The sequence below is a fragment of the Mesorhizobium sp. M0028 genome, from assembly GCF_040323855.1.
GTDB lineage: Bacteria > Pseudomonadota > Alphaproteobacteria > Rhizobiales > Rhizobiaceae > Mesorhizobium.
Genome location: NZ_JAMYVG010000015.1, coordinates 25,165 through 37,712 on the forward strand (window position 1 = coordinate 25,165; position 12,548 = coordinate 37,712).

General features: G+C 59.1%; 13 protein-coding genes and 3 pseudogenes. 3 read left to right on the forward strand and 13 right to left on the reverse strand.

Going from position 1 to position 12,548, the window contains the following annotated elements; all coding sequences use genetic code 11:
- Positions 1-78: 78 nt before the first annotated feature.
- A pseudogene (locus NKJ93_RS23505) lies at positions 79-519 on the forward strand (transposase domain-containing protein); the annotation flags it as partial.
- 77 nt (positions 520-596) lie between these two features.
- Here the strand turns inward: NKJ93_RS23505 and NKJ93_RS23510 are convergent.
- The 9 genes and pseudogenes from NKJ93_RS23510 to NKJ93_RS23550 all read right to left on the reverse strand — a co-directional run.
- Positions 597-863 (reverse strand): annotated as a pseudogene (locus NKJ93_RS23510) (hypothetical protein); the annotation flags it as partial.
- A 31-nt stretch (positions 864-894) separates the two neighbouring features.
- Positions 895-1,845: a LysR family transcriptional regulator gene (locus NKJ93_RS23515; RefSeq protein ID WP_352548199.1), complete on the reverse strand. Its 951-nt coding sequence runs from the start codon at positions 1,843-1,845 to the stop codon at positions 895-897.
- Positions 1,846-1,912: 67 nt separating this feature from the next.
- Entirely contained in the window at positions 1,913-2,701 is a 789-nt protein-coding gene (locus tag NKJ93_RS23520) for an ABC transporter permease (protein ID WP_352457038.1), read from the reverse strand.
- Positions 2,702-2,704: 3 nt separating this feature from the next.
- Entirely contained in the window at positions 2,705-3,616 is a 912-nt protein-coding gene (gene nodI / locus NKJ93_RS23525) for a nodulation factor ABC transporter ATP-binding protein NodI (protein WP_352450739.1), read from the reverse strand.
- 43 nt (positions 3,617-3,659) lie between these two features.
- Positions 3,660-3,905: pseudogene (locus tag NKJ93_RS23530) on the reverse strand (carbamoyltransferase N-terminal domain-containing protein); the annotation flags it as partial.
- A gap of 35 nt (positions 3,906-3,940) precedes the next feature.
- Positions 3,941-4,537 carry a nodulation methyltransferase NodS gene (nodS, locus tag NKJ93_RS23535; RefSeq protein WP_352591521.1) on the reverse strand — a complete coding sequence of 199 codons (597 nt, stop codon included), beginning with the start codon at positions 4,535-4,537 and terminating at the stop codon, positions 3,941-3,943.
- Between the two features lie 80 nt (positions 4,538-4,617).
- Positions 4,618-5,943, reverse strand: coding sequence for a chitooligosaccharide synthase NodC (gene nodC / locus NKJ93_RS23540; RefSeq protein ID WP_352591347.1), 1,326 nt, complete (start codon positions 5,941-5,943; stop codon positions 4,618-4,620).
- 14 nt (positions 5,944-5,957) lie between these two features.
- Complete coding sequence (gene nodB / locus NKJ93_RS23545) at positions 5,958-6,617, reverse strand: chitooligosaccharide deacetylase NodB (protein ID WP_352591350.1); 660 nt, start codon at positions 6,615-6,617, stop codon at positions 5,958-5,960.
- Entirely contained in the window at positions 6,614-7,207 is a 594-nt protein-coding gene (locus NKJ93_RS23550; RefSeq protein ID WP_352483781.1) for a NodA family N-acyltransferase, read from the reverse strand. The genes nodB and NKJ93_RS23550 overlap by 4 nt, the downstream gene beginning before the upstream one ends.
- A gap of 266 nt (positions 7,208-7,473) precedes the next feature.
- On the opposite strand from NKJ93_RS23550, the gene NKJ93_RS23555 reads away from it, so the two are divergent.
- Positions 7,474-8,403: a LysR family transcriptional regulator gene (locus NKJ93_RS23555; protein WP_352591353.1), complete on the forward strand. Its 930-nt coding sequence runs from the start codon at positions 7,474-7,476 to the stop codon at positions 8,401-8,403.
- 307 nt (positions 8,404-8,710) lie between these two features.
- On the opposite strand, the gene NKJ93_RS23560 is transcribed toward NKJ93_RS23555, so the two are convergent.
- From NKJ93_RS23560 to NKJ93_RS23575, 4 genes are all read right to left on the reverse strand, one after another.
- Positions 8,711-8,896: a hypothetical protein gene (locus tag NKJ93_RS23560; protein WP_352591356.1), complete on the reverse strand. Its 186-nt coding sequence runs from the start codon at positions 8,894-8,896 to the stop codon at positions 8,711-8,713.
- 61 nt (positions 8,897-8,957) lie between these two features.
- Positions 8,958-9,989 (reverse strand): LacI family DNA-binding transcriptional regulator, encoded by a 1,032-nt coding sequence (locus NKJ93_RS23565; protein ID WP_023678260.1) that lies wholly within the window; start codon positions 9,987-9,989, stop codon positions 8,958-8,960.
- A gap of 302 nt (positions 9,990-10,291) precedes the next feature.
- A complete protein-coding gene (locus NKJ93_RS23570; RefSeq protein WP_352591359.1) occupies positions 10,292-11,620 on the reverse strand; it encodes a dicarboxylate/amino acid:cation symporter in 1,329 nt (442 codons plus the stop codon).
- A gap of 54 nt (positions 11,621-11,674) precedes the next feature.
- A complete protein-coding gene (locus tag NKJ93_RS23575; RefSeq protein ID WP_156937379.1) occupies positions 11,675-11,884 on the reverse strand; it encodes a hypothetical protein in 210 nt (69 codons plus the stop codon).
- Between the two features lie 273 nt (positions 11,885-12,157).
- Here NKJ93_RS23575 and NKJ93_RS23580 point away from each other — a divergent pair, with 273 nt between their 5' ends.
- Positions 12,158-12,373: a hypothetical protein gene (locus tag NKJ93_RS23580; protein WP_352591362.1), complete on the forward strand. Its 216-nt coding sequence runs from the start codon at positions 12,158-12,160 to the stop codon at positions 12,371-12,373.
- Positions 12,374-12,548 lie beyond the last annotated feature (175 nt).

Below are 12,548 nucleotides of genomic sequence, written 5' to 3' on the forward strand. Positions count from 1 at the left end.
TGGACGAGGACAAGTTCCGCTGGCGGAGAACGGCGTGATCGGCTTGCCGCGCCGAAACTGATGGCGCTCGTCGAAGGCATGGACTGGACACGCGTTCGAGCCGAACGGCGACGGCGTCCGGCGGAAGGCGGTGGCGAAGTGACTCAGGCGCAAAAGGCGGGCTTCAGGCCGTGCACAATAAGCTTCTGTCGGCGTCATGACGAGAAGCGCTTCGGCCCGTCCCCACGAAATCGATACGCTCAAGGCGATGTTCGTCGCCATGGCGGCGGAGAAGGCCAAACTGCAACAACTCCGGAGCGAAACACTCAAGGCCGAGATCGTCCGGATGGCGACACTCAACGAGCCTGCCCAGGAGCGGATCGCCGACCTTCATGGGATCGTCAAGCAGCTGGAGCGCGCCGCTTCGGTCGCAGCTCCGAGAAGCTCGAACGTGACCAGCAGGCCTTCGCCTTCGACGAAATCCAGACCGGGCTCGGCGCGATTGAGTCCGAGCTCGAGGCCGCAAGACCGACAGGCGAGCCGCGACGTGCTGCGCGACCGCGCAAGGCGTTCCCGGCGCATCTGGAGCGGGTCGAGATCGTCATCCAGCCCGAGCCATGGGGGAAGAAGCGCTCCCGCAGCCAATGGTCCAGTCCGTCAAACGCGGTCGGCCGCACAGGCTTGCGAAACGGAACAGTCCCGCTCTCGCTTAGATACCGAGGCACCGTGTTGCGCGCGCACCCGAATTCTTTCGCCCGTCGGTTCATTCCCCAGCCAAGCTCATGCAGCCGCAGCATCGCTGCCACCTCTTCATGCTGAAGGATCTGCTCTCCCTGCATCGTTCTCGACAATGCAGGAATCGCCCAATCCCAATCGCCATCCATTCCTCCTCTCATAACCGAGGGGGTCAGTTTCTCAATTCGACCGACAACTGAGACGTCCGGTGCTCTTAGGCGGGGTAATCATACGAGATGCCTCCTGCAACATCATTTCCCGCATCCATAGGCTTGCCGGATCATTATTGTGAAGCGCAGGCCATTGGACGGCCTCCGTGAATGCGGCAGGAAGTGGCGGCGGAAGTTCGACAATCCGCAGGGGTGTTAATTTTGCGAAATGCTGCGCCAGCCGTAAGGGCATTGTCCCGATGCGGTTGGTGCCTGATAGAAGGGGCGGGATCATGCTAAAGCCCTGTACGACGACCTCGATACGTCTCTCGAAACCGTTCTCGAGCAAATACCATTCCTCGATGGAGGGCTGCCGGGTGTCCCCGAATTTAAGCACAACCTGCCCCATCGACAAGTATCGGTCGAATGTAAGTGGCTCTGACAGCTGCTTGTTCGTGCCGCAGCCTACGCATACGAGCATATCTTCGAACAGGGCTGCGCGAGGATGTTTCGACATGAACACTTCCGGCATAATCAGAAAATCAACGTCGCCGCGCCGGAGAAGCTCCTCGGGGTCGTCGGAAATAAGCAGACATTCGAAGCGGACGGCGGGAGCTTCCCGCGCAGCACGCTTTACGATCTTCTTAAAAAATACGAGCGTGAGGTAATCGGAAAGGATGATGCGGAACCGACGATCCGATCGGGCCGGGTTAAAGGCGTCCCAGGAAATAATCGACAGCTGGATGTGCAGCAATGCCTCCCGGACTGCTGTGGCGAGCCCCTCCGCGCGCGGTGTCAAAATGAGTTCGCGGCCGTTCATCGTAAATAGCTCATCGCTGAAATAGGCGCGTAACCGACCGACGGCGGCGCTCATGGCCGGCTGACTCAGGTTAATACTGCGGGCCGCGGCGGTGACTTTACGCTCCCTGATCAAAGCGTCCAGCACAACCAGGAGATTTAGATCGAGTCCCTTAAAACGCATGTATTGACCTATCCGACGCGTGGATGGGTATCGCCCAAAGAATCAATTTTACGAATGGTGAGTAGCGTCAACGCATCAGCCGACGACGAAATAGAGCAACCGATAGGAAGAACGGCAAAACCGTGTATATGCAAAGCGCGCCGATATGCAGGCCCATGCTGCCGGCCGGACGGCCAAGCATCGCCGGACGAATGAGGTCAATTGCATGTGCGAGCGGCAACAAGGAGGCGACGTCCTGAAAAGCGCCGGGCAATTGGTTGACCGGAAACATCGCGCCGCAAAGGAACAGCATGGGTGTTATAACAAGCGTATTATAAAATATGAAATATTCATAACTGGGCGCAAGCGCCGTGACGACCATCGCTAGACTCGCGAAGGCGAGGCCACTGAGAGCGATGACTGGCAGCAAGCAGAGGATGGATGGCCACGATGTGTAGCCGAGCGTGGTGGCAACGATAGTGATTGCTGTGCCCGCCATCAGGGCCTTGGTGGCTGCCCACGCCAATTCGCCGAGTAAGATATCGCCGAGCGTCAGCTGAGTGCATAGCATTCCTTCCCAGGTGCGCTGGTTGTCCATGCGGCCGAAACTCCCGTAAACCGTTTCAGCAGTCGCCGATGCCATCGCGCTTGTGGCAACCATGCCAGCCGCGAGAAACGCAATGTACGAAGTGCCCTCAATAGGACCTATCATTGTTCCGATGCCAAAGCCGAGACCGAACAGATAGATCATCGGATCGGCGAGGTTGCCGAGAACCGATGCAAGCCCGATTTTCTTCCATCCAAGATAGTTGCGGCGCCAAACCGCGACCCAATTCCACGCATTGGCGGGCATGGCCGCCGCATAACGTTCGCCCATTGTTCAGTCCTCCATCTCGCGCCCGGTTAGCCGCAAGAACACATCCTCGAGATTGGGGGGACGCTGCAGAAGACGCAGACCCGCGCGCCCGCGTAGCTGCACCAGCACCTGCTCCGGATCGGGTGCATAGCAAAAAAGCGTCTCACCGCTCACCTCGATGCGCTGTGCGTACGGCCGGATCAGCGCACCCAGTTCATGCGGATTGCCGCCGTAGACCTCGACCACGTCACAGCCGATCTGCTCGTCAATGAGTGCGGACGGGCGGCCTTCGGCGATCTTGCGCCCCTCCTCCATAACGCACAGCCGATCGCACAGCCGCTCGGCCTCTTCCATGAAATGGGTAGTCAAAAGAATAGTCTTGCCCCGCGCCAGCAGCGATCGCAGCCGTTCCCAGATCAGGTGGCGGGCCTGCGGATCGAGGCCGGTGGTCGGCTCGTCCATCACCAGCAAGTGCGGGTCATTGACCAGCGCACGCGCGAGCGTCAGGCGCCGCTTCATGCCGCCGGACAGTTCGGCGACGCGCGCATCCGCTTTGTTCTCGAGGCGGGCGAACTCCAGCAGCGATGGTATGACCGCTTCGATCTGGCGTCTGCTCATCCGGAAGTAGCGCCCGAACACCAACAGGTTCTCGCGTACAGTGAACGCGGTATCAAGATTGTCGAACTGCGGGACCACGCCGATGCGCATACGTGCCAAACGCGCGCGCGCCGGCACTGGAGCGCCGAGCACAGTAATCTTCCCCGCATCAGGCGATGTCATGCCGAGGACCATACGCGCAATCGTGCTTTTGCCCGCACCGTTCGGTCCCAAGAGCCCGAAGCATTCCCCCGCCGCAACGCGGAACGACAGTCTGTCGACAACGAGCTTGTCATAAGTTTTGCTTACGTCAGTAAGATCGATCGCTACCATGGACATGGGTTCATTTTACCGAGAGGGACGCCAAGACTGGCGGTTGCTTGGTTGCCTGCCGGACCTGAAACTGTGACTCGTCTTCGCCATCCCAGCCGTCGATAACGAACTGATCGACATCACAAGGATTTAGCCCCTGTTCCGCCAAAGCGGCGACAATTGCGTCGAGATTATCGATGGTTTGATAACGCGGATTGTTGTGCCGCTTTTCCTGCTCAACGCAGAAGACGAGCCGTCCATCCTCGACATGGGCGATCGCCCCATCATGGGTCAGCTTGGTACCACAGATGCGCATAGTGTCTCCACGTTAACGGCGATAGATTCGATTCATCAGGAAGTGGAAAGCGGGTTCCGGAAACGGACGAGCAAGCAGTCTTCGTTGACCGACTCGCCCCGACACTCAAGACGCTCTACCTCGATCAACGTTTCGTTCAGCATGGCGATGACCGGCTCAGCACCAGCGGCGTGACCCCAGCGACGGCAATTAGCATCCCTTGCCGATCCGAAGATCAGATGCCCGCCTGGCGCAAGCACCCGCACCAGGTTTTTGACGGCCGCGCGCATCTCGGCTATGTCTTCGAGGTAGTATAGGACCTCCGCCACAACGATCAGGTCAAACAACTCGTCGGTCGAAAACTGTTGAACATCGGAGACTATCCAGTTGATGCGCGACGGCTCCTTTATCCGTTGACGTGCTCGAGCAATCGCTTGCGCCACGACATCGATGACGGTGAGCCCTTGGCAGTAGGGAGCTAGTTTTTCCGTGAATGCGCCGGCAGCGCACCCGACTTCGAGGGCATTTGTAATGGAGCCTTGGGCAAGCGCCAGCTGGAGCATTTGCGTGTGGCGCTCCCGCTCGAACGGATTGCCGTCGAGGCGCCACGGATCGTCTGCGGCCAACTCCCGATCGAGCAACTGATGATTCATGTTCTGGGTCAAACTCGTCCACCTCTCGTCCACCTAGGTAATTAGCGATCACTCGTCGCCGCAGATGTTGCTCGACAGCGCTAATCCCGAAGAATCCGCGCAAGATTGAGCCTGCGAAGCGGAGCCGCATGCGGTGAGAATTCTGCCCTGCTTGATCCAGTGATCGGAGTTTGGGTGGGGGCCTGTTTTCCCCCAGTGTTCGATGTAGCGACAGCAGAGCTTCGCGACAGCCAATCGCTATTGCTCAATGTACACAGCGCGTAGGCCTTCAAGGGAAGTAAGAGAAAGATGTTGATGAACGTGTGCAGGGAAAAGCCGAGAAATCGAAACTGTCGAGCACGAACTGCTACCACGCTGCATCGGACCATGGTCATGGACACAATCATCAGTCCTGTCCACCAAGGCACAGTGCCTGTCAGTGCGAAATGTGCGAGGCCCGTTAGTACCGATAGGGCGAGGAGTAGCGGCCCGAGATTCTGTCCGACCACGTCCAACGTGAGATAGCTATTGAGGCCGGGCAGCAAGCGCAGCCCAAGCAGCGTGTCCCGGAATGTGCTTCGTGCCCAACGGAGTTGTTGGCGCAGATACGGTCCGAGTCTGTTCGGAACGACTGTGGCCGCGATGGCGCCCGGAACGTACTCGGTTCGAAAGCCTGCTTTCAGCATGAGGATAGTGAGATGGCGATCCTCCCCGAAGTCGCTTGGCTTGCCCCGAAAAAATTGCGACTCGTACTGGTCCAGTAACAAAAGGAGCGCAGACCGGCGGTACATGGCACATGGGCCGCAACAGCACATAACGGCACCGAAGCGAGCCTGTGCCGCGCGCTCCTCGTTGCAAGCCAGCCAGTACTCCATGTCTATCAGCCTTGTCAGCCAGCTCTCGCTCCGGTTACTGGCAATCAACTGACCCATGACTGCGCCGACCGCTGGATCTCGCATCTTCGGTACAAGCTTGGTGATGACGTCGGACGCGAGTATCGTGTCTGAATCAACGTTAAGCACCAAATCCCCGGATGAGCGGCGTATCGCGGCGATCTGCGCCTTGCGCTTTCCAACATTCTCGGGAAGCAAAATGATGTCGAACCTAGGGTCGCGCGCGTAGGTTTCGTGGACAGTTCCTACGGCTTCGCGATTTCCAGAACCGTCATCAACCACATAGACCCGAAGTCTTCCGGCGTATTCTTGGTCTGCAATGGAAGCCAGGCACTCTGAAAGCGTGCGCGGATCCTCGTTGAAGCAGGGGACGATGACATCCACGCTGGGCAGTTGATCGGAGCCGACGAGATCCTCCAACGCCGATGAGTCGTTTGTCGGCAGAGCATAAATCCCCTGCATGCTCTTATAAGCAGTCGAGAGCAGTGCATAAAGCGAAATGGCCACAGTGCTGGTTGTACCAAGAAGAGTCATGGGATCTCGTTTGTTCAGTGATGTTGAGGAAGTGAGCGGATTACAAATCCGCGCTCATGAAGTGCTGGAATCAGACGGGACAGCGCCGTGACCGTCTGGTCGCGCAGACCGGCGTGAGCGCCCTGGCTCAACTCGCCGGGAGGGCATCCGTCGTGCAAGAGTACGATTGCGCCCGGCCGGACAGAGGCGAGCACGGTATCGATAATCGCGTCGACCCCAGGGCGAGACCAATCTCGAGGGTCGACGGACCAATGGAGGCCCGTCAGCCCGGCGATCTGTGACGCTGTGAAGACTTCTTCGCTCCAGGCGCCGTAGGGCGCGCGAATATAGCGCACCGAGGCCTGAGGGCACGCCCTCATGATGGCGCCGTTCGCTTCAAAGATCTCACGTTGCACTTCGCCGAAGCCGCATTTGTACAGATCCGGATGAGTCATCGTGTGGTTGCCTAGCTCGTGCCCTTCTGCAAACATTCGTTGGATTAGATCCGGGTGCTCTAAGGCGTAGGCGCCGATGACGAAGAAAGTCGCCGGCACCCGCTGCTCTGCCAACACATCCAGAATCTCCGGTGTGAAAAGTGGATTGGGACCGTCGTCAAACGTCAGATAAACGCTGCGACGGCCGGTGCCGTCAGAGCACTCACGGCGCACTTCGTACAAGCAATCGGGACGGCTCATAGCTCTGGTCCGTTCCGATCGATCATCGTGCCCGTGGGCCATTCGCTGATCGGCCGTCCAACTGGCAGAACAATGGTGAGTGCGTCATCAATGCGTGTGGGCGGCAGGTCGAGGCGCGCCTCTGGTCGGGTGGAGCGCACGCGAATTCCCGACAAGACGGCCAAAGGGCTGTATCGCCGCCCGAACCTCTCAACATGATTCCGCAGCGCGTGCCGGACGGTTCCGAAAGCGAATGGAACGCCAAGCTCCTGCAGTATTGGAAGCACGACATGGATTGAATGGGCGATTCCGAGACTCTCAAGATCCGGACGTACCCCGTACAGGCCCAGCTCAGCCACCAACAGATCGACCGCGTCAACCTTGATGAAACGGCGCAGTATGCCCATGTGAGCCGCTACACCGTTCGAATCATAGGCGATTGCGCGGAGTTCAGGCCTGGCGCCGGCCCAGCTTCGACTACCTTCGAACGGTTCTGCGTTGGACGCCCCAGTCGGCCCGTAGGTATTACGAAAGAACTGGGCGAGCTCGACGTGGTCCGAGAGCTGCAACTCGTTTTCCCAGCACAATTTCCACTGCACCTGAGGGCGCATTCAGGACCTCTCTTCAAAATAGTTTCTTGCGGGCCGCATTACCCGGCCAAAGCGGCGGCGTTGTTGGCTGCACTCAACCGTTGTCGTTAGCGAAGGTGAGCCAGCCGGTGGGGCTCGCCAATGAGCTCTCTCGATGTTCCCGCCCGTCGCGGCGCCGTCGATTTGAGCTTGACGTCGGTCATTTACGTTCCTCTAATGCATGGTTCGTAAATTCGTAAAATTGATTGTTTAGATGATGCCCATCCACACGCTGGATAGATCAGGATATGCGGTTTAAGGGGCTGGATCTGAATCTCCTCGTTGTGCTGGACGCTCTGATCAGGGAGCGTAAAGTCACTGCCGCGGCCAACAGTATTAACCTGAGCCAGCCGGCCATGAGCGCCGCCGTCGCTCGGTTACGCGCCTACTTCAGCAATGAGCTATTTACGATGAACGGCCGCGAGCTCATTTTGACACCGCGCGCGGAGGGGCTTGCCCCAGCAGTCCGGGACGCATTGCTGCACATCCAGCTATCGATTATTTCCTCCGACGCCTTTAACCCAGCCCAATCGGATCGTCTCTTCCGAATCATGCTTTCCGATTACCTCACGCTCGTGCTTTTTAAGAGGATCGTAGAGCGTACTGCGCGGGAAGCTCCCGCCGTCCGCTTCGAATGTCTGCCTATTTGCGACGACCCCGAGGAGCTTCTCCGGCGCGGCGACGTTGATTTTCTGATTATGCCGGAAGTGTTCATGTCGAAACATCCTCGCGCAGCCCTGTTCGAAGATATGCTCGTATGCGTAGGCTGCGGCACGAACAAGCAGCTGTCAGAGCCACTTACATTCGAGCGATACTTGTCGATGGGGCATGTCGTGCTCAAATTCAGGCACACCCGGCAGCCCACCATGGAGGAGTGGTATTTGCTCGAGCACGGTTTCGAGAGACGTATCGAGGTCGTCGTACAGGGCTTTAGCCTGATCGCGCCCGTCCTATCAGGCACCAACCGCATCGGGACCATGCCCTTACGGCTGGCGCAGCATTTCGCAAAAACAACACCCCTGCGGATCGTCGAACTTCCGCCGCCACTTCCTCATCCCGCATTCACGGAGGCCGTCCAATGGCCCGCGCTTCACAATACTGATCCGGCAAGCCTGTGGATGCGGGAAATGATGTTGCAGGAGGCATCTCGCCTGGCGCCTTTGCTTGAAAGCTATTGAGCGTCTCGGGCTTCCTGGAGGCGGTCGCGATCGCGTAGGAGCGGTTGCCATTCGGGCGTCAGGCCTTTGGCTCGGCAGAGCGGCGCAGTTCCTTGCTGAGTACGAGGGCCAGGAACGAGCAGAACACATGCCCGGGTTGGTGCTGAGTTGACTGCCGCCTCCGATTTCGCGTGCGAAGTCCCAGAAGATGTCTAGCCCCACTCAAATGCCAACTTTGCCGGCCTTGCCGCGGCTTTTCACGCGCGGCCAGGCGAGGAGATGCCGGTCGACGAGGTCAATCCCAATGGACTGTGCCGGCCTCGCTCGGCTACTGGCGTGAGGCATCCTTGACGACACCGCCCTGGACCGACAACGTCGAGATGTTGGCAATGAAGCCGGTCGCGACCTCGCGCTTCCGCCTGAACGCGTGGCCGATCCGTTCACCAATTGGCGCTTCATCCTGGGCCGCGGCTGAGGCCTGTGGGGTGCGGCTACCCCGCGTGGATGGGATCATCAATCAACTTTCTCTCATTTATGAAAGGAAACTTCCCCGCTTACGATAGAAGCCATCAGTTTCATATATTTTCCGGCAGATGAATATCGAACGGCAGAAATGTCTGTCCTGGTGTTTCAGCAGTGCCGGTCTCGATAGCCCGCGTCATCAGCGTTATCAGCTCCTGGGAAAGCCGGCGCATTGGCGTGGCGACCGCCATCGTGATGATGTTATCAGCGAGTGCCGCCCGAGATTCCGGCGTGATTTCATTCACGATCGCGACGAGATCGCGACTTTTACCCTCTTCCCGGACCGCGGAGATGGCGCCCTCCATGCCGCCCCCGGCGACATAGAAGCCGACGAGCTCGGGTTCCCGCTGCATGAGATCAAGCGTTGCCTCGTAGGTGACCTGCCGTTTCTCCAGGTTCACAAGCGGATCGAGCACCTCGAACGTCGGCGCGTTCTCACGGCAATAGGAGCGAAAGCCGACGTCACGGAGCTCGTGCCCCTGGAAACGATGGCTACCGACAAACACCGCCACCTTGCCGGGCCGTTTTGCGACCTTGGACACCATCCAAGCGGCCGTGCGCCCCACCTTGCGGTTGTTGAGGCCGATATAGCCCTGTCGCACGCCGGCGGCGAAGTCGGAAAGCAGCGAGAAAACCGGAATGCCTTTGGCCTTGAGGTCCTCAACCGCTGCTGTAATTTTTGGGTGGTCCGGTGCCACCATCGCGATCGCATGGCAGCGTGCGCCCAAATCCTTGAGCGGTGCGATTAGGTCGCTCGGCATATGTGACGGGGCGAATTGGATGAGCGGAATGCCGTGGAAGGACTGGGCCAAATTGACCGACGCTTCGACCTCGCGCGCAAAGTCTTGGTAAAAATGCTGGGCCGGTTTTCTCAAGATGAAGCCCAGACGGTAGCACGGTAGGTCTCGCCGCAAGCGCTGCTTGATGAGCCCGGCAGCATGATAGCCGATCGCGTGGGCGGCGTCGTGGACCCGCCGCGCGGTCTCCTCGCGCACCGGATGGCGGGCGTTCAGAACCCGATCGACCGTTGCTACGCTGACTCGGGCTTCGCGGGCGAGATCGGCAATTGTGGGGCGCTTGGTCATGGGTCCTATTCTGATTGGTTTTTGACGCAGGCTGGCTCTCTGTCACCTAGCGCGATTCGACAATGGTTTCGGGTGGGCAAAGTGAAGACGCCCGCATACTGAATGATCGACAGCGTATTGGACTACTCCAGACGTAGACCGGCCGGGTATAACGGAAGGTTCATTCGCTTAGGGCGGCGACGATTTGCACTCACACATTTAGCGCTTCTGATACATGGTCCGTGAGGCGCCGTTTAGAGCCTGCGAGTCGATCGTTCAGGTCATGTGACCAGCTTGGCGAAACCGGTCGCGGTGCGTCGCCCTTACTCGGCGGAGGATAGCCGGTTTGATGCCTCGGCAAGCTGATGACCGGAGAAGGCGGCTTTCATCTGCGCTCGGTCCAATTCTCCTTCCCAGCGGGCAACGACGAGGGATGCCACTGCGTTGCCGACGCAATTCGTCAGCGCCCGGCATTCGGACATGAAGCGGTCGATGCCGAGTATCAGTGCCATCCCAGCAACGGGAACACTCGGAACTACGGCGAGCGTAGCAGCCAGGGTGATGAAGCCCGCACCTGTTACACCTGCAGCGCCCTTGGAGGAAAGCATCGCAACGAGCAGCAGCAGCACCTGATCGCCGATTGACAGATCCGTGTTCGTCGCCTGCGCGATGAAGAGGGCCGCCAGGGTCATGTAGATATTCGTGCCGTCCAGATTGAACGAATATCCGGCCGGGATGACGAGACCCACAACCGAACGCCTGGCGCCCGCCTTCTCCATCTTCTGCATGAGCGAGGGGAGCGCGGCCTCCGAGGAGGACGTTGCGAGGACAAGCAGCAGCTCTTCCTTGATGTAGCGAATGAGAGAACAGATCGAAAAGCCGTTGTAGCGGCAGACCGCGCCGAGAACCCCGAACACGAAGAGGAAGGCGGTGAAATAGAACGTCGCGACCAGCATCGCGAGGTTGACGACCGAACCGATGCCATATCTGCCGATGGTGAAGGCCATTGCGCCGAAAGCGCCGATCGGCGCGGCTTTCATCAGAATGCCGACGAGCTTGAAGACAGGCGCGATGAGCGCCTGAAGGAAGGAAACGACAGGCTTGCCCGTCTCTCCGGCCATCGCGAGCGCCATGCCGAACAGAACCGAGAAGAACAGCACCTGCAGGATGTCGCCTTCCGCGAAGGCGCCGACTATCGTTGGCGGGATGATGTTCATCAGGAAGCCGGTGACCGACTGCTCGTGGGCCTTTGCGGCATAGGTATTCACGGCCTGGACATCGAGCGAGGCCGGATCGATGTTGAGGCCGGCGCCAGGCTGGACGACATTGGCGACGATCAGGCCGACGATCAGCGCGAGCGTCGAGAAGGTGAGGAAATAGACCATTGCCTTGCCGGCGACCCGGCCGACCTTGTGAAGATCGTTCATGCCGGCAATGCCGGTCGCAATTGTCAGGAAGATGACAGGCGCGATGATCATCTTGACCAGCTTGATGAAGGCATCACCCAGCGGCTTCAGGCTCTCGCCGGTTCCCGGATAGAAATAGCCAATTGCGACGCCGAGGGCGATGGCGGCAAGCACCTGCGCGTAAAGCTTGGCATAGAAGGGTTTGCGGGGCGCGGGACTCGCGCCGCGGACTTGTGCAGCTGACACTGTTTCTCTCTCCCTGACCGGATCGAGGTGGCGTGACTTCTCCCGGGCTTCTCCCTATCGCGGCGCTCCGGTCGAACGCTGCACCAACGCCGCCGCAATACCCATGCCAAATGGATCCGCATGACCTGAACTGACGTTGGGCTCGCCAATGATGGGATGAATACGGTGGCACAAGACGGGAATGACAAGGCCGCCGTCCAGCACGCGCTTGATGTTCTCCGGCAGATTGCCGGTCGATCTCTCTGGCTTGCGGTTTTGCTGCACATCGTGGTGGGCTCCTCGGTTTGCCGACTTTGGGAAGGGCCGCATCGCTGGCACCAGAGCGGAGAATTGCCGTGTTCTTTGCCGCGCTGCCGCTGCAGCGACAGCTTGAAAGCGACGTCGAGACGTAGGGATTGACGCCGCTGGTGCTGACCGCGACGATGCGGTTCAGAAGTTCCGAGCACCGCCGAGAAAGCCGCGCTCGACCGCCACCTTCGCGCCTTCACACGCGACGCCGCCGCCTTATCTGTGTCATCAATATCGAGGAAATGGCGGTTGCCGCGACCGACCAGTGTCGTCGGCAGTGATTATCGCTCCCGCCCCTGGTTCGCAAGCGCTGGTGAATGGCACGGCCCGGCAATTTATACTCGGCGCGGTCAGCCGCTCAGGCACCGCATCGCCGGCGCCGTATTTCTGTCGTTCAACATCGCCGACAAAAAATTAGAACTGATGAATTCTATCATAGGCCGCGAGGTTTCCTTTCACGAATGAAAGAAAGCTCGATTGACTATCCCGCCTCGCTCCAGTCTTTTGAAAATCAACGTGTGGTTGCCCCCGTGCAAGCCGAGAACGTGGCCAAGCTTCGTGGAGGGAGAGCCAAGCGATGCGTCAGGGGTCGACCCGGTTTGTACTCGACCACACGGCGGTGGCACGAGTTCACGTCAGA

Bases quoted from the DNA above. Each gene is read 5' to 3' on its own strand.
- NKJ93_RS23515 (WP_352548199.1), bottom strand. From the start codon at position 1,845: ATGCGTTTTAAGGGACTCGATCTAAATCTCCTGGTTGTGCTGGACGCT.
- NKJ93_RS23520 (WP_352457038.1), bottom strand. From the start codon at position 2,701: ATGGGCGAACGTTATGCGGCGGCCATGCCCGCCAATGCGTGGAATTGG.
- nodI (WP_352450739.1), bottom strand. From the start codon at position 3,616: ATGTCCATGGTAGCGATCGATCTTACTGACGTAAGCAAAACTTATGAC.
- nodS (WP_352591521.1), bottom strand. From the start codon at position 4,537: ATGAATCATCAGTTGCTCGATCGGGAGTTGGCCGCAGACGATCCGTGG.
- nodC (WP_352591347.1), bottom strand. From the start codon at position 5,943: ATGACTCTTCTTGGTACAACCAGCACTGTGGCCATTTCGCTTTATGCA.
- nodB (WP_352591350.1), bottom strand. From the start codon at position 6,617: ATGAGCCGTCCCGATTGCTTGTACGAAGTGCGCCGTGAGTGCTCTGAC.
- NKJ93_RS23550 (WP_352483781.1), bottom strand. From the start codon at position 7,207: ATGCGCCCTCAGGTGCAGTGGAAATTGTGCTGGGAAAACGAGTTGCAG.
- NKJ93_RS23555 (WP_352591353.1), top strand. From the start codon at position 7,474: ATGCGGTTTAAGGGGCTGGATCTGAATCTCCTCGTTGTGCTGGACGCT.
- NKJ93_RS23560 (WP_352591356.1), bottom strand. From the start codon at position 8,896: ATGATCCCATCCACGCGGGGTAGCCGCACCCCACAGGCCTCAGCCGCG.
- NKJ93_RS23565 (WP_023678260.1), bottom strand. From the start codon at position 9,989: ATGACCAAGCGCCCCACAATTGCCGATCTCGCCCGCGAAGCCCGAGTC.